Below are 14,767 nucleotides of genomic sequence, written 5' to 3'. Positions count from 1 at the left end.
GTCAGTGCACCGTGCAGACCATGCAGGGGTCGAAAGACCGGACGATATGCTGGACCGAGACCGGCGTCGTCTCGCCGCGCAACACCGGCGCCCCTTCCAGCGCGGCTTCCAACGGGCCCGGCGCTCCGGTGGCGTCGCGCGGCGAGAAGTTCCAGGTGGTCGGCGCGACAATCTGGTAATGGGCGATCCGCCCCTTCTCGACGGTCACCCAATGGCCGAGAGAACCGCGTGCCGCCTCTGCGAGCCCACGCGCCGCACCGTCCTCGATCCGCCTGGGGTGCAGGATGAAGGGCTCGCTAACATCCATGGCCCGCACCCAGGATTCCATGGCGGGCACGAGCCGAGCAATTTCCAGAAGACGGCCGACGATGCGGCCATGGACATTGGCGCGGCCGTCCCGCAGCATGGCGAGCGCGAGAGGATGGCCGTCATTCGCTTGGCGGGCGATGGCCCCCACCTCGACGGTCTCGCCGGTCAGCCGCGGCGCCTTGCACCAGGAATAGCCGGGCTCGCACATCTGGGGATCAGGCACAGTCTCGCCTCGCGCCGGATGGGCGGCCTCGCCGAGCATCCAGCTGTGCGACAGATCCTCGGCGATCGCCGAGAAATCGATCTCCTCCTTGCGCCCATCACGGAGCAGACCCGGCCCGAAGACGGTCTCGTCCGGCAGCCTGTAGCCGCCAAAGGACATGAGCCGCGGCGGACCAAGGCCGGCGTCATGCAGATCGAGATCACGGGCGATGCGCAGATAGGTTTTCGCGTAGGCCGGCCCGCCCGTTTCGGCAAAGGCCTGAAGCGCATCCGCCGTCTCGAGGGCGGCCACCTCTTCGAGAGGCGCGCCGAAGAGCTGCTTCTCGCAAAAGGCGCGGAACTGGCGCACGGTGGCAAGCAGACGCATCCGGTCGCGTGCGTCCGGCGCCTTGGTCACGCCGCCTGGCTGGAGCGACAGCGTATGCGGCCATTTGCCCGCCAGGATGCCCATGACATGGAACAGTGTCGCCCTTGCCTCGATCGCGGCGCGCACCGCCGTGCCGGTCTTGGCCGCGAAGAGCTCGTGCACCTCCTCGAACCACGGCCGCGGCGCGTAAATCTGACGGGCGAAGTCGGCCATGAAGAAGACGTGGAAATGAATGAGGTGATCGGCGAGATTTTCCGCCGCATGAACCACCGCCTGCGCCAGAAGGCCGTTCGGGGGTGGCGCGATCCCCTGCAGTTCGGCCAGTGCATGCTGCGCCGCCATCGACTGGGAGACCGAACAGATACCGCAGATGCGCGGCACGATGGTCAGCGCATCCCGCGGGTCCTTGCCGGCGAGGATCGCTTCGAAACCGCGAAACAGCGGTGAATTGACATGCGCCGCGACCACCTGGTCCCGCTCGATCGTCAGCCGGACTTCGAGGTCTCCCTCCACCCGATTGAACGGGCCGGCGATCAGCCGCCGGGTTTCGCCCTTCCTGTCCGCCCCGCCCCCCATGCGAACCGTCAGCGCCGGTTCGTGGACTTGATCGAGGGCGGCGAGACGATGCGGTCGGCGGTGGCGTTTGCCCTCAGCCGCTCCGGCGTCGCGGCGCGCGACAGCGAAGCGAGCGCGATGAACCAGGCCTTGGGCATGTCCGTCGGCAGGCCGATCGGCACGCCACCGATCTTCGGCGTCTCGGTGAAGACGCGGCCAGGCTCCTCGAACTCGGGCGCCGTGCAGTTAATGCAGGGGTAGCCGCCGCTCGTGCAGGAGCCTTCGCCGTTCCAGCTTCGCGTGTTGCAGTCGCCATGGGCCTGGGTGCCGAGGCAGCCGAGATTTTCCATCATGCAGCCCAGTTCAGACAGATGATGGGCGCTCGCCTTGTACTCGTAATATTCGTTGCGCGAACAGCCGTGATGGACGAGGTGATCGGCGTAAAAGCGCGGGCGGGAGAGCCGATCGAGATCGTCGGGCCCGATGCCGTCCTCGGCCAGCATCATCAAGGCTTCGACCACCCAGTTCGGATGGGTCGGGCAGCCGGCGACATTGATGACCGGATTGCCGGAGAGCGAACGAAATTCGGCACCGAGCGCACCGCCGGGCAGATTGCCGTCATATTGCAGACCGCAGGCGTCCGACGGGTTGGCGCCGGCCGAGGTGACGCCGCCGAAGGCCGCGCAGGTCCCGACCGCCACGACGTCTCGGGCCTTTGGTGCAAGGCGCCGCAGCCAATGGAGCATCGGCTTGCCGGTGCCCGCCAGCATGTGAAAGCCGCCGGTGTCCGCCGGCCCGCGCACGACCGAGCCCTCGAAGCAGAGGATGTCGAGTTTCTGTCGACCTTCGGCGATCGCCTCCAGCAGGGCGACGACTTCGGCGCCGCTCTCCTCCGAGATCGTCGGGTGCCACAGGCAGTCGATGCCGAAATCATCGAGAGCATCCAGCAGCGGTGGATCCTCGGCGCAGAGCAGCGACATGGTGCAGCCCCCGCAACCGGCGGACTGCAGCCAGAGCATCGTCTTCTTCGCAGGTGTCAGTCGCGACATGTGTCCTCCCCCACGTCTACGGTGGGCAGACGAAAGGAAAAGGCCGCTCCACCCTCCGGCAGATTCTCCGCGACCAGCCGTCCGCCATGTTCTTCCACGAACTTGTAGCTCAGGGAAAGCCCGAGCCCGGTTCCCTTGCCCACCGGTTTCGTCGTGAAGAAGGGCTCGAAGAGATGCTGAAGTGCATCGGGCGCGATGCCCGGGCCACGGTCGGCGATCCGGACCAGCGCCTCGCCTTCGTCCGTTCGCTGGATGGTGACGGAAAGCGCCGGCGTCTCCATCTCCTCCATGGCGTCGAGCGCATTCTGGACGACGTTCATCACCACCTGCTGGATGGGACCGGACCGGCCGAGCGCGGTGATCGGGTCCGGCGCGTCGATCGACACGTCGATCTCCTTCGAACGGCCCTTCACGACCCAGCCGACCGCCGTCGTCACCGTCTGGACGAGATCGAAGGGCTCGGACTTGCCCTTTCCGTCGGCGGAAAAACGTCGAAGTTCCTCGACGATGTCGCGCACCCGCTCGGCGCCTTCGAGCGAACCGGAGACCGCTTCGCGAATGCGGCTGATCGCTCGGTCGAGCTTCAGTTCCTTGCGCAGGGCGATGAGTTCCTCGCGGCTCGCACCTGACCAGAGCCGATCGAAATAGGTCTCCAGGCGCGCGATGTAGCGCTCCAGGGCGTGGGCGTTGCCGTAGACGAAGCTGATCGGGTTGTTGAGTTCATGCGCCACGCCTGCCACCAGGCGGCCGAGCGAGGCCATCTTCTCCGAATTCACCACCTGCGCCTGGGCGGCCTTGAGCTGCTCATGGGTCTCGGCGAGCGAGGAATAGGCCCGGCGCAATTCGCCCACTGGTCGGCCGATCAGGACGGCGCCCACGACGCGGCCGCGCGCGTCGAGCCGCGGCGTGCCGTGGAATTCGAAAGGCGCGGGCTCCTGCCCGCCGATGACGGAGAGCTCGGCTGGCTTCGGCTTGCGGCCGCGGGCGATGGTCTGGAGCATGGCAGCGAGCCCGTCGCGGGCTTCCGCGGAAAAGACGGCTTCCGCGCATTTGCCGACAAGCGTCGATGCCGGCTCTCCGGTCTGGCGTGACAGGGCCGGATTGACCTCGATCACCACGCCCGTCTGATCGCAGACGATGAGAATGTCGGTCATGGCGCCCAGCACGGACTCCATGAACTGGCGCATCGATTCCAGATCCGCGTTCTTTTCTTCCAGCTCGATCTGGTAGGCGACGAGATCGGAATAGGTCTCGTCCATGCGCCGGATCACGTCGATCCAGGCAGTGTCCATCAATTCGTCGGCTTCGCGGTCCTGGATCTTCGCCATGCCATTCCGGCCGCCCCTTTTCGAGCGTACCCTTCGACCCGCGGCTTGGACACTCGACACGCGCGAGGCCGCTCTTGCGAGAGAGGCCGCGGACCACCTCTCTTTGCCACTTTCGCGCAAATTGCAGACAGCAGCCGTCAGGGCCCATCCTGCGATCGCCGAGAAGTCTAGCGGGTTGACAGATCAGTGTAAACGCAGCTCCGCGCCGTCGGATCGGGCCGCCCGCTGACAACGTTGGCATCGACAAATTGACCGTCCCCAAGCGCATACTCGCAAGAATGCGGAACCCCGGCAGGAAGTGGAATGCTTGCGTGGCCCGTGGGCTGACGGCGACACTGAGGTCGCGCACCCGTCCCTAATGAGCAAAAGACCATTCCGCTTTTCAGAACGATGCTGTAGGAAAGTGCCATAGAGGAAGCGCAGCAGCGTATGCCTTCCGGCGTGAAAGGATCGTCGTCCTCGATGCGGCTCCGACCTGACGCTTGCCGCGGCGCCTGGCACGATGCGGGACCCGTCTCCCAAGGGGCCTGTGCCGGGTGTCCTGGCCAATCAGGAGAGAGGCTCCGGATCAAGCATGGGGAAGACGGCCGTGATGGACGATGATCTTGGAGCGGTGGTGCTGGCGTGGGCACCGACAGGCCACCGCTCGCCACCCCGCTCCTGCAGCCCGGGTGCCGCCTCTTGCAGCCTGGTTCTCTGACATGGGCGATGCGCTGATCGCACCGGACTGGATCGCGCTCGACTGGGGCACGACGAACCTCAGGGCCTGGGCGATGGATGCCGCCGACACCCCGCTTGCCGAGGCCGGGTCGGGCGACGGCATGGGCACCCTGTCCCGCGACGCGTTCGAACCGGCTTTGAAGCGGTTGCTCGCCGAATGGCGACTTCCGCCGCAAGCATGCATCGTCGCCTGCGGCATGGTCGGCGCGCGCCAGGGCTGGACCGAGGCAGCCTATGGGCGCGTACCCTGCCCGCCCCTGCAGAAGCCTTTCACCCGCGCCCCGGCCGCAGATCCCGGGCTCGATGTCTGGATCGTCCCGGGCCTAGCCCAGGCCGAGCCTGCCGACGTGATGCGCGGAGAAGAGACCCAGATTGCCGGCCTGCTGGCGCAGGATTCGGATTTCGAAGGGATCGTCTGTCTGCCGGGCAGCCACACGAAATGGGTAGAGATCTCCAAGGGTCGCATCGAGCGGTTCCGAACGGCGATGACCGGCGAGATCTTCGCGGCCATCGCCGACCATACGGTTCTGCGTCACACTCTCGGCGAAGTCTGGGACGAGGGCGCTTTTGTGGCCGCCGTCGCTGATGGCATGGCCGCGCCCCAGGATCTGGCGCTTCGCGCTTTCGAGATGCGCGCCAACGCTCTCCTCAAGGACGGCGAACAGGCGGCCCGCGCCCGTCTCTCTGGACTGTTGATCGGGGCCGAACTGCAGGCGACCCGCGCGCTGTGGCAAGACCGGCCAGTCGCGCTTCTCGGCGCGCCGAAGCTTGCAACGCACTATGCGTCGGCATTGGAGAGCCAGGGAACGACACCGCAGCTCCGGGATGCCGAGGCCTGCACGCTGGCAGGGCTGACCGCCGCGAAGCACAGGATCTGAAGGAAAGAGATGCGAGAGATCATCGCCATTCTGCGCGGCATCGAACCGCACGAGGCGCTGCCGGTCTGCGGCGCCCTGATCGATGCCGGCATCACGCGGATCGAGGTGCCGCTCAATTCGCCGCGGCCCCTCGAATCCATCGAGGCGATGGCCCGGGCCCATGGCGACGTCGCCCAGATCGGGGCGGGTACGGTGCTGAGTGCCGAGGACGTCCGGCAGGTTCGCGATGCTGGCGGAAAGATGGTCGTCTCGCCCAATTGCGATCCGGAGGTCATCGCAGCGACCCTTGCGGCGGGGCTCGAAAGCTATCCGGGCGTGCTGACACCGAGCGAGTGCTTCGCCGGCCTCAAGGCCGGAGCAACGGCACTCAAGGTGTTTCCAGCCTTCCAGATGGGGATCGAGGGTCTGAAGGCTCTCCGCGCCGTGCTGCCGACCGCGACGAAGCTCTATATGGTGGGCGGCGTCGGGCCCGAGAGCTTCGGCGATTGGCTGAAGGCCGAGGCGGCCGGATTCGGTATCGGCTCAGCGCTCTACAAGCCCGGCATGTCCGCCGCGGATGTCGCCGTTCGGGCCAAGAGCATGGTCGAAGCCTATGACAGGGCGGCCGCGTAGCCGCTCGTTCTCACCGAGAGCTCGAGCAGCGCCAAGATTGCGGGCGATCGGTCACCCCAAATGGAAGACCTGCTCCATCGGCGCCCACCATTCCCCCTCCTTGCGAGTTTCGAGCGGGCGCTGCATGGGGCCGCAGAGCTTCCACCACTCACGCGTCGCGGGATCGGCCGCAATGGCGGCGTTGTCAGCCTCGAAATCGTCTCCGACATACTCGAAATAGCTGAACATGAGATTCTCCGGCTCGCGCAGGAAGATCGAATAGTTGGTGATGTTGGAGCGACGCAGACGCTCCAGGACCTCTGGCCAGACATCCGCATGAACCCGTTTGTATTCCTCGATCCGCTCCGGATCGATGCCGATGACGAAACCCATTTTCTGCATGCTGCCCTCCCTTTCCTCGTTCCTGCAGACGATGGCTCATCGCTCTGAAGCACGCATGAGCTGGCGCCAAGGAGCGAGGATCGCATCGTCCGTGCCTAACCCTACGCAGATTTCCGTCCCGGGCGTAGCCGCCTCCCCTCGGACCACCGCGACCAACAAAGACGATATCTGCGTCTTCGCCCTGTGCGACCGCCCCGCGATCATGTAAAAGCCGCCATGTTGGCTTTATGCCAATGGGAGGCAAGAAAAGGACGATGGTCTCGGCATCATCGCGGAGAGGCGGACCACGGGCACGCCACGCGATCCGGCTGGGGCGTCGGCATAAGAACATGAGTATGAAAGAGATGAACTGCGGGCTCTGCGCCGAGCCGGGGCGCTTCGTCCTCGAACGCCGGCCGCTTCCGCAGGAAGCGCCCGAAGGATGGGCGCTGGTGGACATCGCGGCGATCGGAATCTGCGGCACCGATTACCACATCTTCGAAGGCAAGCACCCGTTTCTTGCCTATCCGCGGGTGATCGGGCACGAACTGTCCGGTCACCTCGCGAGCGGGCCGAATGCCGGCGAACTCGTCGTGGTGAATCCCTATATCGCCTGCGGAGAATGCCGGGCCTGCCGCCGCGGCAAGCCCAATTGCTGCATGGCGATCGAAGTGCTGGGGGTGCATCGTGACGGCGGCATGTGCACGCGGATCGCGGTGCCCCAGGAAAACCTCTACCCCGCGACGGGACTGTCACCTGAGCAGGCGGCCATGGTCGAGTTCCTCGCCATCGGCGCCCATGCCGTCGCCCGCTCCGGCGTCGGCGAGGGAGACCTCGTGCTCGTCACAGGGGCCGGGCCGATCGGCCTCGGTACGGCGCTCTTTGCCCGCATCGCCGGTGCCGACGTCCATCTCCTCGACCGCAGCCAAACGCGGCTTGACATGGTGGGCAAGCTCTTCGGTTTCTCGAGGCTTCATGTGGTCGGAGACGACCTCCTGACCGGTGACGCGGCCGAGGGGTTCGACGCGGTGTTCGACGCAACCGGCAGTGCCAAGGCGATCGAGGCCGGCTTCCCGCTCCTCGCCCATGGCGGCAGCACCGTTCTCGTCAGCGTCGTCAAGGACGACATCACCTTCACCGATTCCGAATTTCACAGGCGCGAGGCCCGGATCATCGGTTCGCGCAATGCGCTCAAGTCGGATTTCGATCGGGTGATGGGCGCCATCCGCGCGGGCCATATCCCGACCGACGCCATCGCATCCGAAACCATCGCGCTCGAGGCCCTGCCCGAGCGCTTCTCCGGCCTTGTCGAAGACCGGGACCATCTCATCAAGGTTCTCGTCACTCCATGACCATCGAAGAGACAACCACGCCAGCCCCCGTTCTCCGCCTGCATGACCGCGACAACATCATGGTCGCGCTGGAGGACATCGCCGCCGGCACGCCGATCGCGGAAGGCGTTTCGGCCGCCGAGCGCATCCCCTCCGGCCACAAGATGGCGATTCAGGCGATTAAGCCAGGCGAGCCGATCATCAAATACGGCCAGATCATCGGAGCGGCGACGGCCGAGATCGAGCCCGGCGGCCATGTGCACGTCCAGAATCTCGGCATGGGGGAACACAAGCAGGACTACGCCTTCGCCTCCGCCGCAAGGCCCTTGTCGCCGATCGAGACACCGGCGACGTTCCAGGGTTTTCGCCGGCCGTCGGGCCGCGTCGGCACGCGCAACTATCTCGGCATTCTCACCTCGGTGAACTGTTCGGGTTCAGTGGCGCGGTTCATCGCTCACGAGATCGCCCGCCGGAACATCCTCGACGAGTTTCCCAATGTCGACGGCATCGTGCCGATCGTGCACGGCACCGGCTGCGGCATGTCGGGCAAGGACGAGGGTTACGAGACGCTGTTCCGCACCCTCGCGGGTTATGGGCACAATCCCAATTTCGGGGCGATCCTGATGCTGGGGCTCGGTTGCGAGGTGATGCAGATCGCAGATCTGGTGGACCGGGATGCGCTCAAGGACAGCGCCCGGTTCCGCTACATGACGATCCAGCAGACCGGCGGGACCAAGGCCTCGATCGACAAGGGCGTCGCCATACTGCGCGAGCTCGCCGCCGAAGCCGACAAGGCGGTGCGCGAGGAAGCTTCGACCCGGCATCTCGTTCTCGGCATGCAGTGCGGCGGCTCCGACGGCTATTCCGGCATTACCGCCAATCCGGCCCTCGGCCATGCCTCGGACCTCCTGGTTCGGCATGGCGGCATCTCGATCCTGTCGGAGACCTCCGAGATCTACGGGGCCGAACACCTTCTCACGCGCCGCGCCGTCGACGAGCCGACGGGACGCAAGCTGATCGACCTGATCGACTGGTGGGAGGATTACACGGCCCGAAACTACGGCGAGATGGACAACAACCCCTCGCCCGGCAACAAGCGCGGCGGGCTGACCACGATCCTGGAAAAGAGCCTCGGCGCCGTCGCCAAGGGCGGCACCGCTCCGCTTTCCGGCGTCTACAAATATGGCGAGCCGATCGATCGGCCCGGCTTCATGTTCATGGACAGCCCCGGCTACGATCCGTGTTCGGTCACAGGACAGATCGCATCGGGCGCCAATCTGATCGCCTTTACCACCGGCCGCGGCAGCGTTTCGGGTTACCAGCCGGTCCCCTGCATCAAGATCGCCTCCAATCTGGACCTGTGGCGCCGGATGGAACCGGACATGGACGTCAATTGCGGCGCCATCCTCGAGGGTGTCAGTATCGAGGAAAAGGGTCGGGAGATCTTCGATCTGATGCTCCGCGTCGCTTCGGGCGAGGAGACCAAGAGCGAGGCCCAGGGCTTCGGCACGGTGGAGTTCGTGCCCTGGCAGATCGGCGCAGTGATGTAGGTCGGTTACGCTCCTCGCGCCCCGGTCGACCAGAGGACAGGGCCGGGAAGAGACATCGCGGCACCCGAGCAAAACCCGCGCGGTCGCTTCGACCCCGCGGGTTTCTTCGTCAAACCGGCGCGGTCATCAGAGCGCGTTGATCGGCACCTTCAGGTAGCGCTTGCCGTTGTCTTCCGCGCTGGGCAGAGCGCCGGCGCGCATGTTCACCTGCAAGGACGGCAGGATCAGCTTCGGCATGTCGAGGGTCGCATCGCGCTCGGTACGGTATTTGACGAACTCCTCGCGCGTCTTGCCACCCCCGACATGGATGTTGTGAGCCTTCTCCTCGCCCACGGTGGTCTCCCAACGAATGTCCCGGCCGTTCGGCCCGTAGTCGTGGCACATGAAGAGCCGCATCTCGTCGGGGAGCGCCAGGACCTTCTGGATGGAATCGTAGAGTGTCCCGGCATCGCCACCGGGAAAATCCGCACGCGCCGAGCCGCCGTCCGGCATGAAGAGCGTGTCGCCGACAAAGGCAGCGTTGCCCATCACATGGGTCATGCAGGCGGGCGTGTGGCCGGGCGTATGGATTGCGACGCACTCCATCTCGCCGACTTCGTACGTGTCGCCATCCTCGAACAGGCGGTCGAACTGCGAGCCGTCGCGCTGGAACTCTGTGCCCTCGTTGAAGATCTTGCCGAAGGTTTCCTGCACGATCGTGATGTTCTTCCCGATGCCGAGCTTGCCGCCGAGCTTGCCCTGAATGTAGGGCGCGGCCGACAGGTGGTCGGCATGGACGTGGGTCTCGATCAGCCACTCCACCTTGAGATCATGGTCCTTCACATAGGCGATGATCTCGTCGGCATGGGTGTAGCTGATCCGGCCGGCGGCATAGTCGATGTCCATGACGGAATCGACGATCGCGCAGGCCTTCGAGGCCGGGTCCTTGACCACATAGCTGATCGTGTTGGTCGCGGTATCGAAAAAGCCCTTCACCTGGGGCTTCACATCGAGATGCACCGGATAGGTCATGTCGTTTCCTCCTCTTGGATGGGCTGTCAGCAGGCAGTGCAGGTCTTGATCCCGAGCACCCGGTAGAGCGGGCAATTGCCGACGAGGGCCGTCAGGAGAGCGACCGCGCCCAGCCCGTAGAACAGCCATTCGAGCCATGTCCCGTCGCCGACCGTCGTGGCGGCGGCCAGGATGAAGAGTGCGGCGGCAACGGCGAGGCGGAGGCCGCGGTCGAGCTTGCCCATATTCACGGTCATTGCGGTTTTCCTTTTCGGTTGGCGGTCATCAAAGGGTCGCTGCGGGAAGGTTCAGCCAGCGCACTGGGGCGCGGCCCGGGGCACTGGGGCGCGGCCCGGGGCACGGGTCATGTCCATTGCGGCTCAGGAGCCGACATCGACGAGCCGCAGATAAGGACGCAGCGTTTCGAAGCCCTGCGGGAATTCCTCCTTCGCCTTCTCGTCACTCAAGGAGGGGCGGACGATCACCCGGTCACCCGGCTTCCAGTCCGCCGGACAGGCGACAGTCATGCGGTCGGTCAACTGCAGCGCATCGATCACGCGCAGGATTTCGGAGAAGTTCCGGCCGATTGTCATCGGATAGGCCATGGTCAGGCGGATCTTCATGTCGGGATCGATGATGAAGACGGTGCGCACCGCCGCCGTGTCGTCCTCGCCGGGATGAATCATGTCGTAAAGGGCAGCCACCTTCTTGTCCGGATCGGCGACGATCGGAAATTTGAGCGAGGTGTTCTGCGTCGCATCCACATCCGAGATCCAGGCCAGATGCTCTTTCACGCTGTCGGTCGAAAGGCCGAGCGGCTTGACGTTGCGAGCCGCAAATTCGCCGGCAAGCTGCGCCGTTCGTCCCATCTCGGTCGTGCACACGGGGGTGAAATCGGCGGGATGGGAAAAGAAGAAGACCCAAGAGCCCCCGGCCCACTCATGGAAGCGGATCGGACCCTGGGTGGTCTCGATCTGAAAGTCCGGGGCGGTGTCTCCGATCCTGAGCGACATGGTGATTTCCCTTCCTCGATTGCGACCGGCTTCGGCATGGAGCGGTCTGCGGTTTGTTCCGGGCGGACAGCAAAGCGAGACCGAGTTCGCGTCTCACAATGCCCTTTCCGCGCTCTGCTTCCGGGTCCCCGATCCGGCGGTTCCGGTTATCATTTTACATTTCTATATACCGATATCCGCTATGAGGGGACCCTTGAACGTGGGATACAACGAATTTCGTGCTCGTCTCACCACACATATCATTTTTTTATATATTGACAAGGCCATATTTATATATATCTTGCAATCATTCAGATGGAGCTCGCATGATCGACCCGACACCCATTCCGGAACCGCAGCCAAGGATCGGCGACACCGCGCCAGACTTCACCTGCCGCTCGACCAAGGGTGAAATCAGGCTGTCCGACTATCGGGGCCGCTGGCTGGTGTTCTTTTCGCATCCGGCGGATTTCACGCCCGTTTGCACTTCGGAATTCGTTGCCTTCGCGCGGGCTGCCGGGGAGTTCGAGGCGATCGGTTGCGATCTGGTGGGCCTTTCGGTCGACAGCCTGTTTTCCCACCTCGCCTGGGCGCGCGCGATCGAGGAACGGTTCCAGATCAAGGTGCCCTTCCCGATCTGCGAAGACCCGTCCATGGCGATCGCCCGGGCCTATGGCATGCTCGGGGCCGCGGCGGGTTCGAGCGCCACGGTGCGGGGTCTCTTCGTGATCGATCCTCAGGGGGTCGTGCGCATGTCCTGCTTCTATCCCATGTCGACCGGCCGCAGCATTGCCGAGATCCTGCGCACCGTGCGGGCCCTGCAGCTTTCGGACAGTCACGATGTGGCCACCCCGGAAGGCTGGCAGCCGGGCGACGAGATCATCGATTTCGCCGACATGGTGCGCGAGGACGGTCTGGGCGTCTCCGACTGGCTGTATCGCACTCGCAAGCTGGAGGTCAGCGAATGAGGACCGACACGGAAATGAAGCTCGGGACAGGCGCCCTGTCGCGACCGGACGCGATCGACGAGGCCGCGTCTCTCCTGAAGCGCCTCAGCCATCCGAGCCGACTGGCGATCGTCTGCCGGCTCGTCGAGGGCGAAATGTCGGTCGCCGAGATGGAAAGCGAGTTGGGGCTTCGTCAGCCATCGCTTTCGCAGCAACTCGGGGAATTGCGCACGGCAGGCATCATCGCACCGCGGCGCGAGGCGAAGAACGTCGTCTACAGCCTCGCAGACGATAAGGCGGCAAGGGTCGTGGCGACTCTGCACGAACTGTTTTGCGCAGAGGATGCGCCGGCAGTGCGCAAGACCCCGACGACCGATCGTCCCGCTGTTTCATTGGGCCGAATGATGGGAGCGGCGGTTTTTGCCAATGTCCAACCGCTTGCGACGGGCGAGAACTCTCTCACCGCCAAAGGTGGGGACGGCACCTAGAACCGACTGCCGAAACGTCCGGTTCGACAAGACCCGAGGGTCGCCGCGCCGCTTGAAGCGTCAAGAAGCGCACTCACCGATCGCCGGGCTCGCATGCGAGCGGCGGTCGTGCGGCCGATCCAGATCCCGTCCGGCGCCCACTGGGGGACTGGATCGGCCAACCGGCACGAACGGGCCGCCGATCGAAATGGCGGTCGTGGAGCGCCCAGCCTTTGCTGGAAAGCTGCTCTGCTGGCCAGATCATCTCGAAGCATCGCCGTCAGGCGCAAGCCTGCACCAAGGGAGGAAACCCGCATGGAACCGAGGAAACTCACCGACCAGTTGTCTGTCCGCGAACAGGTGCAGCCCGAAGAAATCGATGGCCTGAAGCAGGCCGGCTTTCGCGCGATCATCGTCAATCGACCGGATGGTGAAGGCGCCGACCAGCCGAGCTTCGCCGAAATCGAAAGGGCTGCGAGAGCGGCTGGCATGGAAGCCCGCTACCTCCCCGTCGAGACCGGGAAGGTGTCCGATGCAGATGCAGCACGGTTCGGTGCGGCGATGGAGGAATTGCCAAAGCCGGTCCTGGCCTTCTGCCGCTCGGGCATGCGCTCGACGACGCTCTGGGCGCTGAGCGAGGCCGGCAGGAGAACCCTGCCCGACATCTTGGCCCGCGCCGCGAGCGCCGGCTACGACATGTCCGGCGTCACCCGGCGCATCGCCAATGGCGGCCACGTGCCGACCGACACGGCCGAGATCAGCCACGACATCGTCATCGTCGGCGGTGGTGCCGGCGGAATTGCGGCGGCGGCCAGCCTGCTCGCCCGTGTCGACGATCTCGACATCGCCATCATCGATCCCGCCGACATCCACTATTATCAGCCCGGCTGGACGCTCGTGGGCGGCGGCGTGTTCAAGCCGCAGGAGACCCGCAAGGACATGGCCTCCCTGATTCCGGACGGTGTCCGATGGATCCGGGCGGCGGTCGCGGCCTTCGAGCCGGACGCCAACGCCGTGATCCTCGAAGGCTGCCGCGTGGTGAAATACAAGAAGCTGATCGTCGCGCCGGGCCTCAAGCTCAACTGGGCCGGCATCGAAGGGCTCGAGCAAACCTTGGGGCGGAACGGCGTCACCTCGAACTACCGCTACGATCTCGCCCCCTACACCTGGGAGCTCGTGCGTTCGATGCGTGGCGGAACGGCGCTCTTCACCCAGCCGCCCATGCCGATCAAATGCGCCGGCGCACCGCAAAAGGCGATGTATCTTTCCTGCTATGAATGGGAGCGAAGGGGGACGCTCGCCGACACGAAGGTCGAGTTCCTGAATGCCGGCGGCGCGCTGTTTGGCGTCAAGGACTACGTCCCGGCCCTGATGGATTATGTCGAGCGCTATGGCATCGACCTGACCTTCAACCACAATCTGAAACGGATCGACGGACCGGCAAAGACGGCCTGGTTCGAGCGCACCGACGCGGAAGGCAACACGGATCTCGTCGAGCGGCGCTTCGACATGATCCATGTCGTGCCGCCGCAGACGGCCCCCGACTTCATCCGCGTCTCGCCCCTGGCGAACCAGGCCGGCTGGGTCGAGGTCGATCAGGCAACGCTGCGCCACGTTCGCTATGCCGACATCTACAGCCTCGGCGACGTCATGAGCGCGCCGAACGCCAAGACGGCCGCCGCGGCCCGCAAGCAGGCACCGGTCGTGGCCGAAAACCTGCTCCGCGATCTCGGCCTGATCGGCGAACCGCACGCGGCGATCTATGACGGTTACGGCTCCTGCCCGCTGACCGTGGAGCGCGGCAAGGTGGTGCTCGCCGAGTTCGGCTATGGCGGCAAGCGCCTCCCGAGCTTCCCGAAATGGTTCATCGACGACCTGAAACCCTCCAAGACGGCGTGGCTGCTCAAGGAGAAGATCCTGCCGCCGATCTACTGGCAGGCGATGCTGAAGGGTCGCGAACCAATGGCCAAGCCGGAGCGCGAGAAAGGCTCCGTCTGACCGGAGCAAAGCCGGTGATGCAGTGGGATCGCCCCCGAGCTCCGGCTTGCACCGGGCGAAAGCGGGACGAGACCACGAGCGCCCGGCGAAGC

The 14,767-nt window shown here is 65.1% G+C and carries 14 protein-coding genes; 7 read left to right on the top strand and 7 right to left on the bottom strand.

The features are described from left to right. Nucleotide 1: 1 nt before the first annotated feature. From MF134_RS11155 to MF134_RS11145, 3 genes are read right to left on the bottom strand one after another with little or no spacing between them, the layout of a single operon-like run. On the bottom strand, nt 2-1,474 hold the full coding sequence (locus tag MF134_RS11155) for a nickel-dependent hydrogenase large subunit (protein ID WP_255339529.1): 1,473 nt from the start codon (nt 1,472-1,474) through the stop codon (nt 2-4). Nucleotides 1,475-1,482: 8 nt separating this feature from the next. Continuing rightward, nucleotides 1,483-2,502 (bottom strand): NADH-quinone oxidoreductase subunit B family protein, encoded by a 1,020-nt coding sequence (locus tag MF134_RS11150; RefSeq protein WP_255339528.1) that lies wholly within the window; start codon nt 2,500-2,502, stop codon nt 1,483-1,485. Next, nucleotides 2,490-3,830, bottom strand: a complete 1,341-nt coding sequence (locus tag MF134_RS11145; protein ID WP_255339527.1) for an ATP-binding protein — start codon at nt 3,828-3,830, stop codon at nt 2,490-2,492. Before MF134_RS11145 ends, MF134_RS11150 begins: the two co-directional genes overlap by 13 nt. Nucleotides 3,831-4,501: 671 nt before the next feature. Between MF134_RS11145 and MF134_RS11140 the strand changes: the two genes are divergently transcribed. Beyond that, complete coding sequence (locus MF134_RS11140) at nt 4,502-5,428, top strand: 2-dehydro-3-deoxygalactonokinase (protein ID WP_255339526.1); 927 nt, start codon at nt 4,502-4,504, stop codon at nt 5,426-5,428. 9 nt (nt 5,429-5,437) lie between these two features. Further along, nucleotides 5,438-6,040 carry a 2-dehydro-3-deoxy-6-phosphogalactonate aldolase gene (locus MF134_RS11135; protein ID WP_255339525.1) on the top strand — a complete coding sequence of 201 codons (603 nt, stop codon included), beginning with the start codon at nt 5,438-5,440 and terminating at the stop codon, nt 6,038-6,040. A gap of 51 nt (nt 6,041-6,091) precedes the next feature. On the opposite strand, the gene MF134_RS11130 is transcribed toward MF134_RS11135, so the two are convergent. After that, on the bottom strand, nt 6,092-6,421 hold the full coding sequence (locus tag MF134_RS11130) for an L-rhamnose mutarotase (protein ID WP_255339524.1): 330 nt from the start codon (nt 6,419-6,421) through the stop codon (nt 6,092-6,094). A gap of 344 nt (nt 6,422-6,765) precedes the next feature. Here MF134_RS11130 and MF134_RS11125 point away from each other — a divergent pair, with 344 nt between their 5' ends. Together MF134_RS11125 and MF134_RS11120 are read left to right on the top strand one after the other, a co-directional pair. Continuing rightward, the gene (locus tag MF134_RS11125) at nt 6,766-7,752 is read left to right on the top strand and encodes a zinc-binding alcohol dehydrogenase family protein (RefSeq protein WP_255339672.1); all 987 of its coding nucleotides are present in this window, start codon (nt 6,766-6,768) and stop codon (nt 7,750-7,752) included. Continuing rightward, nucleotides 7,749-9,281 carry a UxaA family hydrolase gene (locus MF134_RS11120; RefSeq protein ID WP_255339523.1) on the top strand — a complete coding sequence of 511 codons (1,533 nt, stop codon included), beginning with the start codon at nt 7,749-7,751 and terminating at the stop codon, nt 9,279-9,281. The genes MF134_RS11125 and MF134_RS11120 overlap by 4 nt, the downstream gene beginning before the upstream one ends. A 126-nt stretch (nt 9,282-9,407) precedes the next feature. Here MF134_RS11120 and MF134_RS11115 read toward each other — a convergent pair whose 3' ends face one another. The 3 genes from MF134_RS11115 to MF134_RS11105 form a co-directional block, all read right to left on the bottom strand. Then, complete coding sequence (locus tag MF134_RS11115) at nt 9,408-10,292, bottom strand: MBL fold metallo-hydrolase (RefSeq protein ID WP_255339522.1); 885 nt, start codon at nt 10,290-10,292, stop codon at nt 9,408-9,410. A 26-nt stretch (nt 10,293-10,318) separates the two neighbouring features. Beyond that, nucleotides 10,319-10,528 (bottom strand): YgaP family membrane protein, encoded by a 210-nt coding sequence (locus tag MF134_RS11110; RefSeq protein ID WP_255339521.1) that lies wholly within the window; start codon nt 10,526-10,528, stop codon nt 10,319-10,321. 123 nt (nt 10,529-10,651) lie between these two features. After that, nucleotides 10,652-11,284: a peroxiredoxin gene (locus MF134_RS11105; protein ID WP_255339520.1), complete on the bottom strand. Its 633-nt coding sequence runs from the start codon at nt 11,282-11,284 to the stop codon at nt 10,652-10,654. Nucleotides 11,285-11,589: 305 nt separating this feature from the next. Here MF134_RS11105 and MF134_RS11100 point away from each other — a divergent pair, with 305 nt between their 5' ends. The 3 genes from MF134_RS11100 to MF134_RS11090 all read left to right on the top strand — a co-directional run bounded on the left by MF134_RS11100 (nt 11,590) and on the right by MF134_RS11090 (nt 14,675). Then, nucleotides 11,590-12,231, top strand: a complete 642-nt coding sequence (locus tag MF134_RS11100) for a peroxiredoxin (RefSeq protein ID WP_255339519.1) — start codon at nt 11,590-11,592, stop codon at nt 12,229-12,231. After that, nucleotides 12,228-12,698 (top strand): ArsR/SmtB family transcription factor, encoded by a 471-nt coding sequence (locus tag MF134_RS11095; RefSeq protein ID WP_255339518.1) that lies wholly within the window; start codon nt 12,228-12,230, stop codon nt 12,696-12,698. The genes MF134_RS11100 and MF134_RS11095 overlap by 4 nt, the downstream gene beginning before the upstream one ends. Nucleotides 12,699-12,992: 294 nt before the next feature. Further along, a complete protein-coding gene (locus MF134_RS11090) occupies nt 12,993-14,675 on the top strand; it encodes a bifunctional protein tyrosine phosphatase family protein/NAD(P)/FAD-dependent oxidoreductase (protein ID WP_255339517.1) in 1,683 nt (560 codons plus the stop codon). Nucleotides 14,676-14,767 lie beyond the last annotated feature (92 nt).

Origin of the sequence: Jiella marina (assembly GCF_024359545.1) — a bacterium.
Taxonomy (GTDB): domain Bacteria; phylum Pseudomonadota; class Alphaproteobacteria; order Rhizobiales; family Rhizobiaceae; genus Jiella.
Note: the sequence above shows the minus strand (reverse complement) of the source record. Positions and strands in the feature narration are given on the sequence as shown.